14 protein-coding genes are annotated in these 14,746 nt (G+C 37.0%); 7 read left to right on the top strand and 7 right to left on the bottom strand.

The window, feature by feature from the left end; genetic code table 11:
• The first annotated feature begins 10 nt into the window (after positions 1 to 10).
• From QP953_RS12225 to QP953_RS12200, 6 genes are all read left to right on the top strand, one after another.
• Complete coding sequence (locus QP953_RS12225; protein WP_309555268.1) at positions 11 to 442, top strand: hypothetical protein; 432 nt, start codon at positions 11 to 13, stop codon at positions 440 to 442.
• Positions 443 to 515: 73 nt separating this feature from the next.
• On the top strand, positions 516 to 755 hold the full coding sequence (locus QP953_RS12220) for a hypothetical protein (RefSeq protein ID WP_052599934.1): 240 nt from the start codon (positions 516 to 518) through the stop codon (positions 753 to 755).
• 1 nt (position 756) lies between these two features.
• Positions 757 to 1,128, top strand: coding sequence for a hypothetical protein (locus QP953_RS12215; RefSeq protein WP_309555267.1), 372 nt, complete (start codon positions 757 to 759; stop codon positions 1,126 to 1,128).
• 14 nt (positions 1,129 to 1,142) lie between these two features.
• The gene (locus QP953_RS12210) at positions 1,143 to 1,343 is read left to right on the top strand and encodes a hypothetical protein (protein WP_052600239.1); all 201 of its coding nucleotides are present in this window, start codon (positions 1,143 to 1,145) and stop codon (positions 1,341 to 1,343) included.
• 42 nt (positions 1,344 to 1,385) lie between these two features.
• Positions 1,386 to 2,048, top strand: coding sequence for a glycosyl hydrolase 108 family protein (locus tag QP953_RS12205; RefSeq protein ID WP_309555265.1), 663 nt, complete (start codon positions 1,386 to 1,388; stop codon positions 2,046 to 2,048).
• Entirely contained in the window at positions 2,045 to 2,668 is a 624-nt protein-coding gene (locus QP953_RS12200; protein ID WP_309555263.1) for a glycoside hydrolase family 19 protein, read from the top strand. The genes QP953_RS12205 and QP953_RS12200 overlap by 4 nt, the downstream gene beginning before the upstream one ends.
• Before the next feature lie 68 nt (positions 2,669 to 2,736).
• On the opposite strand, the gene QP953_RS12195 is transcribed toward QP953_RS12200, so the two are convergent.
• The gene (locus QP953_RS12195; protein WP_309555261.1) at positions 2,737 to 3,861 is read right to left on the bottom strand and encodes a WG repeat-containing protein; all 1,125 of its coding nucleotides are present in this window, start codon (positions 3,859 to 3,861) and stop codon (positions 2,737 to 2,739) included.
• A gap of 194 nt (positions 3,862 to 4,055) precedes the next feature.
• Here QP953_RS12195 and QP953_RS12190 point away from each other — a divergent pair, with 194 nt between their 5' ends.
• Entirely contained in the window at positions 4,056 to 4,310 is a 255-nt protein-coding gene (locus QP953_RS12190; RefSeq protein ID WP_309555259.1) for a hypothetical protein, read from the top strand.
• Here QP953_RS12190 and QP953_RS12185 read toward each other — a convergent pair.
• From QP953_RS12185 to QP953_RS12160, 6 genes are all read right to left on the bottom strand, one after another.
• Positions 4,302 to 5,738, bottom strand: a complete 1,437-nt coding sequence (locus QP953_RS12185; protein ID WP_309555258.1) for a TonB family protein — start codon at positions 5,736 to 5,738, stop codon at positions 4,302 to 4,304. The genes QP953_RS12190 and QP953_RS12185 overlap by 9 nt on opposite strands.
• Positions 5,739 to 5,952: 214 nt before the next feature.
• Entirely contained in the window at positions 5,953 to 6,819 is an 867-nt protein-coding gene (locus QP953_RS12180) for a hypothetical protein (RefSeq protein WP_309555257.1), read from the bottom strand.
• Between the two features lie 18 nt (positions 6,820 to 6,837).
• On the bottom strand, positions 6,838 to 7,800 hold the full coding sequence (locus tag QP953_RS12175; RefSeq protein ID WP_309555255.1) for a hypothetical protein: 963 nt from the start codon (positions 7,798 to 7,800) through the stop codon (positions 6,838 to 6,840).
• A 33-nt stretch (positions 7,801 to 7,833) separates the two neighbouring features.
• Positions 7,834 to 11,118 (bottom strand): type I restriction endonuclease subunit R, encoded by a 3,285-nt coding sequence (locus QP953_RS12170; protein ID WP_309555252.1) that lies wholly within the window; start codon positions 11,116 to 11,118, stop codon positions 7,834 to 7,836.
• A gap of 32 nt (positions 11,119 to 11,150) precedes the next feature.
• Entirely contained in the window at positions 11,151 to 12,455 is a 1,305-nt protein-coding gene (locus tag QP953_RS12165) for a restriction endonuclease subunit S (protein WP_309555251.1), read from the bottom strand.
• Positions 12,448 to 14,565, bottom strand: coding sequence for a class I SAM-dependent DNA methyltransferase (locus QP953_RS12160; RefSeq protein ID WP_309555250.1), 2,118 nt, complete (start codon positions 14,563 to 14,565; stop codon positions 12,448 to 12,450). Before QP953_RS12160 ends, QP953_RS12165 begins: the two co-directional genes overlap by 8 nt.
• Between the last annotated feature and the right edge of the window lie 181 nt (positions 14,566 to 14,746).

Raw genomic sequence — 14,746 nt, 5'->3', positions numbered from 1 at the left:
GCCCATTGTTATGGAAAACAAACACCTATTTTTAGGCGCTGGGGCACTCCTGGCAATTGCTCTTGCTTATCTGATTGGTAAACGCCAAAAGAAAGCGGTGGAGCAACGAGAAATTGATGTGACGGTCAACCTCCAAGACGAGCATGGACAAACAGTGGTTTATGATCCAAATCCTTTACTCGTTCGACTCAACAAAGGGTTGATCACTCGATATTACTTTGATTTTTCAGAGCGCTGCAATCCCATCAAAGAGCTCTATGATTTAGATCCTGCTCGTTTTATGGCAACGATCAAAGCCTACAAAGTCAAGTATGGTGTGGACATCACCATTCCTATGAAAGCTTGTCATGTGGATTGTAATCTAAAAACAGGCATCAACAGCTTGAGTTATTTTGACTTGATTTATCAACGCATCCAGCAATTACAAGCCGTGACAACTTAACGATGCGTAACACTACGTTTAGAGTTGTTTCTACTTATTCTTAATACCTTCTTTATAAAAATCATCAACTAGCATGTTATCAAAACCTTCGTATAAAATAGCGGGCATTTTCTTTGTTGTGGCTCTTTTGGGAGTGGGCACTTTCTTCTACCTCAAGAAAAAGAAAGCCGAAAAACAAGCAGCTGAAAAAGCAGCTCCAAAGAAAACGACCAACAAAGATTTGACTAAAAATGCCCCAGCGCCTCAAACCACCAGCGCTCAAGCCAAAAATTTGGAAGTAGCAGGAGGAGAAAACCAAGATCAACCCATTTAACATGAAAGAAAAACTGATCCAATATCAAAAACCACTCCTTGCCGTTGGTTTGTTGGTACTCTTGTTTGTCTTGTATTTTTATCGACATCGTCTTTTTAAAGGAACGCTCTTAACAGGTTCCAAACCGACTGTTAACAGTACTAGTGCCACCGCACCTCAAGCGGCTATCCTAAAAAAAGGCAGCCAAGGGGAACAAGTGCGACAGCTGCAACAGCTCTTAAATCAAGAGCATCAAAAACACGCTCCAACCTTCATTCCTCTACTAGAAGAGGATGGCATTTTTGGAGATAGAACCGAGCAAATGCTCCTTCGATACACCCAACAAAAGAGCATTACCTTAGCTCAACTGCAGACCAATCTTGCAGCCGCTTAAAACAATCTAAACCCATGTTTTTATTACTTCCTTTTTTATTAGGTGCTGGTAGTACAGGCTATTGGTGGTGGTCGAGTCAAGAGCAAAAAGAACCTTCTTTGATGCAAGAACTCTTTGACCTACTCAAACCTATTTTGCTTGTGCTACTTGTCCTTTTATTCTTTCGTTGGCTCTATGCCCAATCTACTCCAGCAACTCCAGCACCAAGCGCTTGAGTTGCTGTTGCTTTTTCAAAACCACTTCAAAAACCTCTTCCTATGGCTAGTTTCAACAGTTGGATGCTGCCCACCAAACGACGGTGGCGGCGTATCATGGCAGGTTATCAGGATCTGTACAACGACAAGGGCAATTGGTCTTCCAATCAAGTCGGGGTGGGTACTTTGATCGGTACCAATCGAAGTATTGCCGCTCCGACACTCATTGCCTGGCGTGGGCGCATGGTCTCTAAAGCAGAAATGGAGGCATTGTCTATTGGAGAAGCCATGCAGATTTATAAGGTTCAATATTGGGATAAGATCCAAGGCGACTTGATCCAGAGCCAAGCCCTTGCGGATATTTTAGCAGATATGAAAAGTTCGGCTGGAGGCAATGCCATCAAAGAAATGCAGCGCACCCTTAATGACTTGGGAGAGCGCCTTTCGGTGGATGGTGCTTTTGGGGTGGCTTCTGTTCAGGCGCTCAATCGGCAAATCCTGCGAGTAGGGCAGGCTCGTATTTTTAATGCCTTTAGACAGCGGATGATTGCTTATTACAGGCGTATTAATAGTCCTTATGAAAGGCAATTGATTGACTCCTTGAATCGAGATTATCCTGCTATGAAAACCGATTGGTCTCGAGTGGCGGTGACGGTTGGAGTGGTTGCTGCAGCTGGTGCTTTAGTTGTCTATGGTATTTATCAGTATCAACAAATTCAAACATGAAAAACAATTCTACTTTAAAATGGATGGGCGGTGCTATACTGCTCTTTTTACTCCTTCTCCTGGTTCTTAAGATTCGCTTAAAATTGGCTCAAGAAAAAGCCATTCAAACTTGTGAAAATGCTTTTGGTTATATGGATGCAACCCAACAGGATTCTATCCGTAAGATTGTGGCGGCTTTCCATCGTTATGGCGATGGGGACAAAAATAAGCTGGCTTATATCTTGGCAACGGCTTGGCACGAAAGTCACTTTCGTCCTGTCCAGGAACGGCGTGCAGCTCCTAGCCAAACGGAGCTGTATAACCGCCAAAATCAATATTGGTCCTCGGGTTATTTTGGACGGGGTTTTGTTCAATTAACTTGGAAGGAGAATTATCAAAAGATGGCTCGGGTCTTTCGGGTGGATTTTGTCAACCAGCCTGATCTAGCACTGCAGCCAACTTATGCGGCTCGTATTTTGGTTTATGGCATGATGCAGGGTTCTTTTACGGGACTTGCTTTGAAGGATTTTATTAATGCGAAACGCCAGGACTTTTATAAGGCGAGGCAGGTGGTCAATCGTTTGGATCGAGCTGGGAGGATTGCTGAGTATGGGAAGTTGGTTGTTAATGACTTTGTTTAATATTCGTTCTTAACTTCCTAACTCTAGGAATCATACAATAATATCCTTCTAACGGTTACTTTAAAATATTAAAACCTACAATTACAGGTCGTAGAATATAAGTAATCAAATCTACTTGTAGCAATAACATCTTCCCACTTTTCACCTAACTTACACCTCTTAACCCATATCCCTTGTTTATTAACATATCCCCAATCCCCATCCTTTTTCACAATAGCAAGCCCATTACAATAACTATCCCAAATTTCATCAAACTGAGGCTCAACACACCACTTCCCTAATGTATCTATAAAACCCCAGACCTCACCCTTAGAGCTTTGAATAGAAGCTCCTGCAACTCCTTCGCTAAAAAAAAGTACAGAACGATAAATTGGAGGAATCACAACCTCTCCCTTTTCATTCAAGAATCCACTATAGACTCTATTATTCTTATCTTTAGAAAAACCTATTCTAGATTCTTTACATTCATCCAAACCTCTATGTTCTGGAGGAATGACAAAAACAGTTGCTAAATTCTCATCAATGACAATATTCTTTCCATTTTTAATAGCAGTTGCTATTCCATCACTAAACGGACCTATATAATCAAATGAATCAAGGGGCTTAAGATTATTGGTAGAAATATGAAGCTGAACCATTCCTGAATCTGTATAAAAAAACATATTCTCTTTAGTAGAAGCATAAAGAACCCCTTCTCTAACAACCTTAACTGTATCACCTAATACATTCAATATAATAGAGTTACCATTTTCTAAACAGACAAATAAACCTCCTTTAAGTACCTTTCTTAACGATTTAGGTTTTTCATATACAACATTCCCTTGCTTTGAAATTAGGTACTCTTTAGAAATACCCATAGAGTCAGCTAGATCTACAATTGCATATCCATTAAAAAACGGCTTAGCATGCCTAAAAGTAGGTTTAATTTTCCATTCTCCATTTAACTTTATATAACCATATAGACTATCTTTAACGACAGAAGCGATACCTTCTGTAAAATAATTAGCGTGCTTAAATTGTGGTTCTACGATTGTTTCCCCTTTATTATTCATATATCCATATAGTCCTGTAGAATCTTTAAATGGGAATATAAATAGATAACTATTATCCTCTACTTTATCCAAGGCTCGTTGACAACCTAACAAAATGACTAATAAAACAACTATGTAGCTACTATTTTTTTTAGAGATCATTTTTTATTCTAATATGTTGCTTTTCCTGTTTTTAATGCTTCACCAATAGCTCTTCGCTTAACTTTATCTGGTGTATATCGATTATCTTTTGCTTTATTATTGCCTAATCTATTACGTACACTCTCTGTATATTTTTTATTCCTGTCGCCACTTGTAAGTGTTCCCAAACTACTTTTGGACGGGGTTTTGTTCAATTGACTTGGAAGGAGAATTATCAAAAGATGGCTCGTGTCTTTCGGGTGGATTTTGTCAACCAACCTGATCTAGCACTGCAGCCAACTTATGCGGCTCGTATTTTGGTCTATGGCATGATGCAGGGTTCTTTTACGGGGCTTGCTTTGAAGGATTTTATTAATCCGCAAAACCAGGACTTTTATAAGGCGAGGCAGGTGGTCAATCGTTTGGATCGAGCTGGGAAGATTGCTGAGTATGGGAAGTTGTTAGTTTAATTTAAATCGTATTGGCAAATAATATTTCACTCGAACAGCTTTTCCATCTTGTTTCCCAGGATTCCAAGCTGGAATTGTCTCCACAATTCTCAAACATTCTTTTTCAATTACTTCACAAACGCCAGAGATGACGACAATATCTCTAAGGCTACCATCCTCATAAATTGTAAAATTAATGATTACTTTGCCTTCTATTCCTTCTTCTCTAGCAAAATCAGGATAGATAATATGTTGATAAATGTGTTCTAATAAAAACCGATCTGATTTTTTCTTACGTTCCACTATATCCTCTATATGCTCAAATTGTTTCAAATAAGGCATTTCTTCAACAATAGTATAGATTGTACCACTCTCTAATGGCTGTACAGATCTTTCCTCGACTACTTTTGTTTGTTCAAAAATAGTATCGGCTTTGTAAACACCATTATTAATAATATTTCCTAATGTATCATATTCTGTAAAAGCCCCCTCTCTAAGGTCATCAACCCAAACTAATTCATTTTTCAAACGTCCTTTATAATCATAATTTTTCCATTTCCCATGATACTTTCCTTCCTTACAGCCCCCTTCTGAACTTAATGTTCCATTATGACGATAGTATTTCCAATCCCCCGTTTCTTTATCATTATCATAATGCCCCTCTACCTTTTTATTTCCATTATCAAACCAAGTTTGGTAGGTTCCATTTTTCAACTCACAATTCCCAGTTTTATAAGTAACCAACGCTGTAATTTGCTCTTTCTCTGGATAAAATGTTCTAACAATGTATGCTCCTTCCTTAGTCTGAGAAGTCATCTTTTGATAGGTCATTTCTATCTTTTTCTCTCCTTCTTCTAAAAATCTACGATAGTCTCTTTTTTTAGCAATAAACATACCTAATGGAGGAGGAATTGGTGGCGGCGATGGGAGTTTAAATTGCTTATAAATTTTTTGCCTTCCACTAATCGTATCTCGATAACTTGCCATCTGTTTATACCACCAGCGTTCTATATCTATTTTTGAAGACAACAATTCACCATCTAATATTCTTACTCGATCTGTCTTACGATTATAAACAGCTCGCATAGATATATTAAAATAAAGTTTCGCCCTATCTCCTTTTATGGAATCTTCTAAAAATTTAGATGCATAGATATTAATTTTAAACACATTTTCAGTACTTGTCAATGCAATATCTGGTATTATATAAACACCTTTTTCTTTATAAATTTCATCATCAAGAAATAAATTAACAACTGTCTTTTCAAGGCTTGATGGCTTGATGACTTTTAATGCTTTCCACAATTTCACCTTATCTTCTTTCTCTATTAGGTGTTTTATATAAACAGCATAATCTCTAACTTTCCAAAAGTTAGTTTCATCTATTTCGACTTGCCCACTACTTCTAAACGAAAAGAAAAGAACAATACAGCATACTAAATATTTCATGGTTCAATAGGTTTAATACTCCGTTGATTTTTTAGTTTTCCTACGAACCCGCAGGCTCACGAAGTAAAAACGTAAAAAAGCATCTTGCATTAGTTTAATTATCAGTCTTTTAGTACAAAAACCAACAAAAGTACATCTTACTGATAATCAAACTAATACGATTTTTCAACGGAGTAATGATAGGTTATAATAAATCAATAGATTTTAAGAATTCTCACTCCTCATCTTCAGCAACAAAAGCACTAACAATAGGATCTACCTCTCCTTTAGTATGATAAGGACATTCCCGCCCAAAACTAGACCAACCAGTACTCCAATATAAAATCATCTCTTCCCAAAAAGGAATCGTTTTATCCTTTGCAGTAGCATACTCTAACTTGTACAAATTTTCTAGTTCTTCTTTAGGCTCTACACTCCAACAATCAAATTCCTCATCATACTCCCAATACATCAGTTCCAAATGTCCACCCAATTCATTTATCAAGTAATGCCTCATCCCCCACCCATATACAATAATATCTGAACCGCAAACCGATAATACAGGATTGTCAGAATTAGATGGTTCGCTAACCACAAAACGATGTGCATGTATAGGAATCAATTTTGGCGCTTGTTTCAACCAGTTCGAAAAAATCTCCTTTTTTGTATCATCAGATTTAGGGCGCTCTTTACCCCATGATTTTAGCCAAGTCTGATTAACACCCAATACATCTTGAAGTATCGTTTCAAAAACCCACTCAAAACGATAATTCAGCTCATCATCATCTGTTTTCCAGTTATAAAAAAAAGACTTCTCAATATAATAGACTTCATCATTGTCATCGTAACACTCAATGGGTTCCTTTTTATCAATCGTATGTAGAATATTTAAAAAAGCTCGATGTTCTTTGGTAAACTTGATTTGATATTTTTCCTCAATGGCATCAATTTCTTCTTCCTCTAGTCCAATCCACTTTGCTCCTCTCACCCACTCCTCTGGGCTTACTCCTTCTTCTTGAGGAACAGGATCCTTGCTCCAAAATGTTTCTGTGATTTCCTTGACCCAATGCAGAAATTCGATGTAATCTTCTGGGATATTCATGGTTTAGTAGTTTGTTGGTTAAATCTCATCTAAAGTATCTATTGGAATATGCTTTTCCTTACAATACTGGTCAATCTCTGAGTCATTCTTAAAGTAAGAATCGCAGAAATCCACCAATTCACGCTCGGTTGAATCTACATAACGATCATGCGCTGTTAAAAGTTTCTCTGTCTTTTCAACAAATACCCTAAAATCTGAATTAATATTACATAATTTATCTACTGTTTTAAAATCTAGTTCTTTATAACGAGACGGATATAAAATTTCACTTTCATAAGGATTTGCTTTCAGTTCAATTACTCCTATACCAAACGACTGACTTAGTCGTTCAATTTCTTCTAACAAACTATCTCCAATCTCAAAAGCAACTAAGTAACCATAATGAGCCCAACTAGAATTAGACACCGCCTGAAAGAAAGATTTTTTCAATTCATAATCTGTATTGATCTCTTTCTTCAACTCATAAGAACTCATTTTAAAAGTATCTTCCTGCTTAACGGCCTTCAGTAGAGTTTGACTTTCTTTCGTTTGCAATTTCAAAAAACTAATACCTACCATATCAGGATGTATCCACTTTTGATTACTATCTTTGGTACTCCTAGATAGTTCATGAAAAATGGTTTTTGAATAAGTTCCTTTACTTTCTAAATAAGTACTCAACAACTTATGCAAATCACGTTCTTTGAACGTTTTTTTTGAATTCGTTTTCTGAGGTGCTATTTGTGTCAATACAGCTGCTCCTATCTCCTGCTCATGTTTAGTTAAATAATATGAAAAAACACCTCCACTTCCTTTGATACGTTTCACTCTACTATCCTTTTTTCTAATAAAATCTCCCAACTCAGCTGAAACCGTAGAAACAGGCGTTTTGGCTCCAAAAACATAGTAATTATGAGCAACTATATGTTGATACACCTCATTAGAATTAGCCAACCCCTTAATATCTTCTAAGCTTTTTAAGGTAGCTTCTTTTATTGTCATTGTCTTATATTTTCATTTGTTACAAAAAAATCATCAAGCAGCAAACCCACGTCCAAGCTCTGCCAAGCTATAAAAATGCTGAAAAACAACATCCAGTTTTTCCCCAAAGATTTGGCGATCATAAGAATCTGGCAATCTATCCCCAAGTATTCTATTAATCGTTCCCTTCACCTTGCTCTGTGTAGCTTTTTCTTTATGCCATTCCTGAATTAAAATCTTATTTTTAGCATCAAACAACACATCCAATAATTCTTTTGCAGCCAACTTCACCTCTTGTTCCTCCTTCTTCGTTAACTTCTCCTTTTTCAACAAGTCAAACAACTCCAACTGACTCTCAGACATATCATTTTTAGCCGCTCGTTGTTCTTCTTCCGATAAACGCTCAGCTTGCTGTATCAATTCTTCGTAGGCACGCTCAATCGACAAACTACCTGAATTATACTCTTCAATCAAACGTTCAAAGCGATCCAAAAAAGTTCCTCTAGTTTTGTTTTGTCCAATCATTTGCTTGAGTTTCTTTTCCATCAACTCTCGCAAATCAGCAAACTGAATATTCTGATGTTTCTTTTCAGGAAATTCAGCACGGAGCTGCGCAAAGTCCAAACGACTCAAGTCTATTTGCTTAGAAGAATTAATCGTATATTCATAGGATTGTTCTCTTAGGTCGCCCATACTCCCAATACTACGATCTAACAAAACATCTAGCTTTCCCTTCGCCCGTTCAATCGCATCATCCTGATCCACCTGTCGATCAACCACCTTACGCAAATACTCCAAAACTTCCTTCTCTCGTTTAATTTCAGGATAATCGTATATATCAGGTTTCGAAGAATCATAAAGCCCAACAATAGTATTCACAAATAAGCCCAATTGCTTACGATATTCATCTCGCTCCAGGATAATGTTAGCAGCATCTTGGAACAATTCAATCTCTTTAAAACTCTTTTCTTTCAGATCTAAAATAGCATCCAAATCAATTGCCAATTCTTTACAATAGGCTTTAGCTTGAGCAATAGCTTCCCTTAATAAATCCAACAATTCTTCAAACTCCTTTACAGGAAATTCATCCGCTCCCCCTTTGCCTTTGCCTTTTGAACCTTCCGCATAATCCGCTAAGGCTTTCTTCAGGTTTCTAAAGACACCAAAATAATCTACAATTAAACCATTTTTCTTTCCCTCAATCACTCGATTGGCTCTAGCAATAGCTTGCATTAAACCATGATTTTGCATTGGTTTATCCAAATATAAGGTAGATACAGAAGGCGCATCAAAACCCGTTAACCACATAGCTGTTACAAAAACAATTCGATACGTATTATTGGGATCTTTAAAATAATCTTCTATGTTGCGACCATCCTCATCTGGATGATCCATGAGTTGACGATGTTTTGTTATGTTTAAACCCTTCTTTTCAAACTTCTCCCTTTCTTCCTTATCCGTTCCTTCTTGGCTGATAACGGCTGCCATACGAGTTTCCTTCATAAAGTCAATGGCTCGCTTATAACGGCTTTTTTCTGCTGGATCTTGGGTTTGTTTGCTTTTTCTGTGTAATTTCTTTAACTCTTCTTCCAATGCTTCTTGCACCAATTCATACATTTGAACGGCTGTAAATTTATCAATACAAACCACCATTGCCTTCATGGGCTTTCTTGCACCATTGTCATCGTCTACATCCAAACGATAAGGAAAATGCTGCACAATGTGTAAGGCAATTTCTTTCAAACGATCTTTTCTTCTTACAATCTCCAATAAGGTAGAATATTCTCGATCCAAGCGTTTTTGTTGCTCCTCTGTTAGGTTTTCTTCCTCTAAGATTTGAGCAGCTTCGCCAACCATATCCTCGTTGATTTGCTCAACTTGAGGAACTGACTTTTTATAGAACAAAGGAACCGTTGCTCCATCTTCAATACTTTGCGCAAAGTTGTATTCGGATACATAAGGTCCAAACCAATCTTTGGTTAATTCATTGCTCAACAAAGGTGTTCCTGTAAAGGCCATAAATTGGGCATTGGGAATGGCAATACGTAGGTTCTCGCCATAGCCTTTGTATTGTGTTCGATGAGCTTCATCTATAATGACAATCCAATTGTCTCGATCCGTTAGTTTGGGATAACTTTTTCCTTTTTCAATGCCAAACTTGTGTATGAGTGAAAAAACATGGCTTCGATTGGATTGCAAGTATTCTTGTAATTCCGCCCTGGAGCTAGGGCGATAATGGCTTTTCTTTTTTTGATCTAATTCATGGATGGTTTCTGTCTCTAAAAAGTTACGATAGATTTGATCGTCTAAATCTTTACGGTCTGTGATAATGAGAAAGGACCAATTTCCTTGTACTTTTCGTTCTACTTTTCGAGTAAAGAAAATCATGGAATAAGATTTTCCTGAACCTTGGGTATGCCAAAATACGCCTAGCTTTCCTTTCTTTCCTGCTCGATTTTTAAAAGATTCAATCGCATTGTTAACCCCTAGAAATTGATGGTTTTTGGCAATGATTTTTACTTTGTTGTTATGATACAAAACAAAGTTCTCAAAGTAATCTAACAGTTTATCCTTTCGGCACAAGCCCTCACAAAACAATTGCAAGGTTAAATGGTTTCCACTCTTTTCGCTCTCTGCTTCGATTTCCTTTCGAGTTGGTTGTTCATTGGCAACCGTTGTATCTTCTAGTTTTACCCAAGAGAAGAAATGTTCCCAAGTTGCACTAAAAGCCCCTACACGGGTTTGGATGCCATTCGATATGCCGACAAATAGATTGTACCAAAACAGTTGTGGAATGTCTCGTTTATAATCGTTGAGATTCTTATCAAACCCTAGTTTGACTTTTTCTGTAGCATTCTTCAACTCAATCATCACCAAGGGCAAGCCGTTCACATACAACAACAGGTCGGGTCTACGAGTAATGTTTTCGGTGCGTTGGTATTCTATGCTCAATTGAGTGACCACCACAAAATCATTGTTGGAAGGCTGTTCAAAATCCAAGACTTTCACATAGTCGTTTTCTTCCCTCCCTTCTTTGTTCTTATACGTAACAGGTACGCCTCCTTTTATCAGTTCATAAACTTCTTTATTGGCAACTACTGGCGTCAACTTCGCTCGGCTCTTGCTCAATTCCTCAACCGCTGTTTCAATACAATCCATTGGCAAAACTGGATTCAATTTAATCAACTGTTTCTTTAAGCGATCTGTTAACACGACATTTTTTAAGTGCTTGCGCCCAATCAATTGCTTTTCCCAAGCATCTATATGCTGATAGCCCAAGCCTTTTACAAATAAATTGACGTCTGCTTCTTCAATATGCGATTCGTTGATAAATGCCATGTTGTTGCTTTTTTAGGGTCTACTGTTGGTTCTTAACTGCTCACGGTGCTTGCTGCTTCTAGTGTTGATAAGGTTAGGTTTTCTACGCTTAGTTTTCCGCTGATTAGTCTGGGTAGTAATAGGTCTCTTGTTTGTTGGAGGGTTTCGTTTTTTTGTTGAAGTATTTTAATTTCAAGAAACATAGGGTTAGCTACCTCATGAAACTTTTCTATTACTTCTTGATTAGGTTTAACAGCTTTTAAGTTCTCAAATTTTGATTTACTAAGATTAGCCATAGTAGCTCCTGTTGCTGAATAACTTTCTATCATTGGTTTCATTCTAATTAAAGTATAATACAAATACTCTAACATCATTTTTCTTTTTAGAATAACTGAATTAATCTGTTGATTTGTTTGACTTAATTTAGTCGAAATCCCAACCTTTCCCACTGTACCTATACAGCTAACAACAATTGAGTGTTTAGGAATATATTGACTTGATTGGCTATTTGCTCCTTTTTTTGATAATGTTTCTTCTGTAGTTGAAAGAAACATTCCCTGTTTCATGTCAGGAGTTTTTATAAAAGGAATATCTCCATTAAAATTTGAGTCATCTTTTTTAGATGGTGTTTTACCTGTTACTATTTTACCAAAATCTTTAACTCTTTGAATTTCCCAGCCCAAAGGCAAAGCCCCATCCGTACCATGTGGCACCTCCTTCCCTTCTTGATCCACAAAAGTAGCCGATTCATACCCAGGAAAACGAAAGCGCACAAACCACTCCTTGTAAATCTCTGCTGCCATCTCTTCTAAGAGTTGGATGCGTTGATTGTTGTTTTCGATTAAATTTGTATAATTCATCAATATTCGACCTATTTTCAATTGCTCATCAATAGGTGGAATATTAAGTTTGAGACGTTCAAGTATATCGTTATTTAAACTTGCTCTTGTTGACAAATTAGAATATGCTGAAATTTGAGCACGAAACTGAGAGCTTCTTAGATAAAATCCTATAAAAATGGGATCAACAATACCTTTAAATTTAGGGCGTAATCGTTTTGTAAACCCATTAAATGTAGCATTGGGATAATCTTTTAAAGCAACACAACTCATTCCTAACTCATCATTAGTTTCACTAGTTCGTGTTAAAAATATATCTCCCTTTCGAACAGAACATTTTTCACGCTCTTTTTTTGTTGTATTGACTAATGAAACTAAAGATTCAGGTACGAAATAATTTCTAAAAACTTCTTTGAACGATAAAAATGGATACCCTGAACCAAACTGATCTGCACTTTTAGATAAACCAGAAGAAAAATCAAAATATTCACCTAGAGATATAGTTTTCCAATTAGCCATTAACGATTTGATTTAGGTTCACAATAATTTCATTTGCTAAAACTTTAGCCTCTTCATTTAATTTTTTCAAATAAACCTGTTTACCTTTTAGCATAGAAACAAACTCTTCTCGTGTAATCTTATCATCCTCAATCTCCACCCCAACATAACGTCCAGCATTCAAAGAATAATCCTGTTCTTCTGCATACTCACTAGCATCTGCCATCTTACAAAGTCCTACCACATCTTGATATTCGGCATCTGGAAAACGCTCTTGCAACCAAGTAATATTTTCCAACCAATATACCACCCATTCTTTAGCCATTGTATAATCCTGTAAAGCAACTTCCAATTGCTTATCTCCACGACTCAAGTTCCCCCAAGTCGTATCGTTTTTGAGTTTAAGATGTTTATCCGCAAGCGCCCATAATTCTGATAACTTACTATTATCCATCTTAAAGGATTCGTGAATGGTTGTTTCTATTTGAAGAAATGCCTTTACCTTTTCAGACAATTCCAATTGTCTGTTATTTTCCAAGCTTACAGCTGCCAAAAGTTTAGGCAAGTCTACTTTCCTATCTTGTGCTTTCCCTACGGTATTTTCAAAATTCTTTATCCTCAAAAAGAAAGTGGCACCTTCTAATTTTTTACGCTTAGCAGTGCTCAATTCTTTCTCTTGTTTTTTAGTATAATCTTTCAAGTTTTGTTTTAAGGATTCTTGTGTCCGCATTAACTCAAAACGCACTGAATTCAAGTCTTCCAAAGCTGTTTTTAATTCTTGAAAGTAGCTTTGAATCAATTCCAAATACCGCTCCTTCTCTCCACGATACAAACGCACAATAGCCGCTAGATTTTGCTGTTGCTCATTCGTCCATTCTCGATGCGCTCGATCAATCTGATGGTAAACATTTCGAGCATCCAAAAAGAGAATTTTATCCTTGCGCTCTGTATGTACCTTTTGCTTATCAAAAAACCACAAGGTAGCAGGCAAGGTCACCGTCAAAAACATATTAGAAGGCATACTCACCATGCAATCCACAATACCTGAATCCACAATCTTCTTGCGAATCTCTTGCTGCGCTCCACGAGCATCCGAAGCCGAATTGGGCATCACAAAGCCAGCCCTTCCCTTTTCATTCAAAGAAGTAGCAAATAAAGAAATCCAAAGGTAATTGGCATCTGCAATCTTATCAACCTTTTTCCCTTTATTGGTTGGCAAACCATATTCATAAAAACGTTGATCGTTTTTAACCGTACTCTCTTTTACCGATTTGACGTTAAAAGGAGGATTAGCCATTACAAAATCAAACTTCCCATAACTGTCATAAGCATCTGTTTCATAAGAGTTCACTTCTGTAATTTCTCCTCTTAGGTTATTCACCAACAAGTTCATCTTTGCCAAACGCACGGTTTCGCCCATATACTCTTGCCCACAAACGTAAATATCGTTGACATCTTTTTGGGATTGGTTGATAAAGGTAGCGGATTGAACAAACATCCCCCCTGAGCCACAAGCAGGGTCAAAGATTTTTCCTTTGTAGGGTTCTATTACTTCTACAATAAAACGTACGACAGAAGTTGGCGTAAAAAACTCCCCTCCTTTCTGCCCTTCGCTCATGGCAAATTTCCCTAAGAAATACTCATAAATTTTACCAAAAATATCTCCCGTCGCATCTTCTGGAATGTCCGACAAGGTCTTCAGCAATTGTGGTAAAATATCATCCTTCTTCTTCTCTATTTCAAAATAAGCTTCTTTAGGTAATACATCCTGAAAAGAAGCATCTTGATACTGTTCAATTCCTTCCATTGCTGCTCGCAAGGCTTTTGCCATGCTTTGATCTCCTGGTAAACTCAACAGGTAATCAAAACGAGCATGGTCGGGCATGTAAAAACCACAAACTTCTAAGGCTATTTCCTCTATCGGGCGCTCCATTCGAGTCCCCTGAACTGCTCCATGATCTGCTTTAATTTTCCACTCATGCTGTTTATATTTGTTCTCTGCATATTTCAAAAATATCAGTCCCAATACAGGTACGGCATAATCAGAGGCTTTGATTCCACCATAAGCACGCAAGGCATTAGCAGAATCCCATAATTTATTTTCTAAGTCTTTTAGTTGTTCGTTGGTCATTTATTTTTACTTCGATTTGGTTTAGCCTTAAATTTACATTTTTTGCAATATATTTTGACTTTTTAGTTGGAAAAAGTGATTTTTTAGTATAAAAACTAAAAACTTAAGAGTTAATATTAAAAAAAAATCTATTTTTAAACCAGCAATTTATTAAAAGCTCTATTCTTCTCCTTTTAACAAG

Source organism: Aureispira sp. CCB-E, from assembly GCF_031326345.1.
GTDB lineage: Bacteria > Bacteroidota > Bacteroidia > Chitinophagales > Saprospiraceae > Aureispira.
This window is presented reverse-complemented; position numbering and strand designations above follow the sequence as displayed.

Excerpts from the sequence above, each read along its gene's own strand:
- QP953_RS12225 (WP_309555268.1), top strand. The coding sequence starts at position 11 with ATGGAAAACAAACACCTATTTTTAGGCGCTGGGGCACTCCTGGCAATT.
- QP953_RS12220 (WP_052599934.1), top strand. The coding sequence starts at position 516 with ATGTTATCAAAACCTTCGTATAAAATAGCGGGCATTTTCTTTGTTGTG.
- QP953_RS12215 (WP_309555267.1), top strand. The coding sequence starts at position 757 with ATGAAAGAAAAACTGATCCAATATCAAAAACCACTCCTTGCCGTTGGT.
- QP953_RS12210 (WP_052600239.1), top strand. The coding sequence starts at position 1,143 with ATGTTTTTATTACTTCCTTTTTTATTAGGTGCTGGTAGTACAGGCTAT.
- QP953_RS12205 (WP_309555265.1), top strand. The coding sequence starts at position 1,386 with ATGGCTAGTTTCAACAGTTGGATGCTGCCCACCAAACGACGGTGGCGG.
- QP953_RS12200 (WP_309555263.1), top strand. The coding sequence starts at position 2,045 with ATGAAAAACAATTCTACTTTAAAATGGATGGGCGGTGCTATACTGCTC.
- QP953_RS12195 (WP_309555261.1), bottom strand. The coding sequence starts at position 3,861 with ATGATCTCTAAAAAAAATAGTAGCTACATAGTTGTTTTATTAGTCATT.
- QP953_RS12185 (WP_309555258.1), bottom strand. The coding sequence starts at position 5,738 with ATGAAATATTTAGTATGCTGTATTGTTCTTTTCTTTTCGTTTAGAAGT.
- QP953_RS12180 (WP_309555257.1), bottom strand. The coding sequence starts at position 6,819 with ATGAATATCCCAGAAGATTACATCGAATTTCTGCATTGGGTCAAGGAA.
- QP953_RS12175 (WP_309555255.1), bottom strand. The coding sequence starts at position 7,800 with ATGACAATAAAAGAAGCTACCTTAAAAAGCTTAGAAGATATTAAGGGG.
- QP953_RS12170 (WP_309555252.1), bottom strand. The coding sequence starts at position 11,118 with ATGGCATTTATCAACGAATCGCATATTGAAGAAGCAGACGTCAATTTA.
- QP953_RS12165 (WP_309555251.1), bottom strand. The coding sequence starts at position 12,455 with ATGGCTAATTGGAAAACTATATCTCTAGGTGAATATTTTGATTTTTCT.
- QP953_RS12160 (WP_309555250.1), bottom strand. The coding sequence starts at position 14,565 with ATGACCAACGAACAACTAAAAGACTTAGAAAATAAATTATGGGATTCT.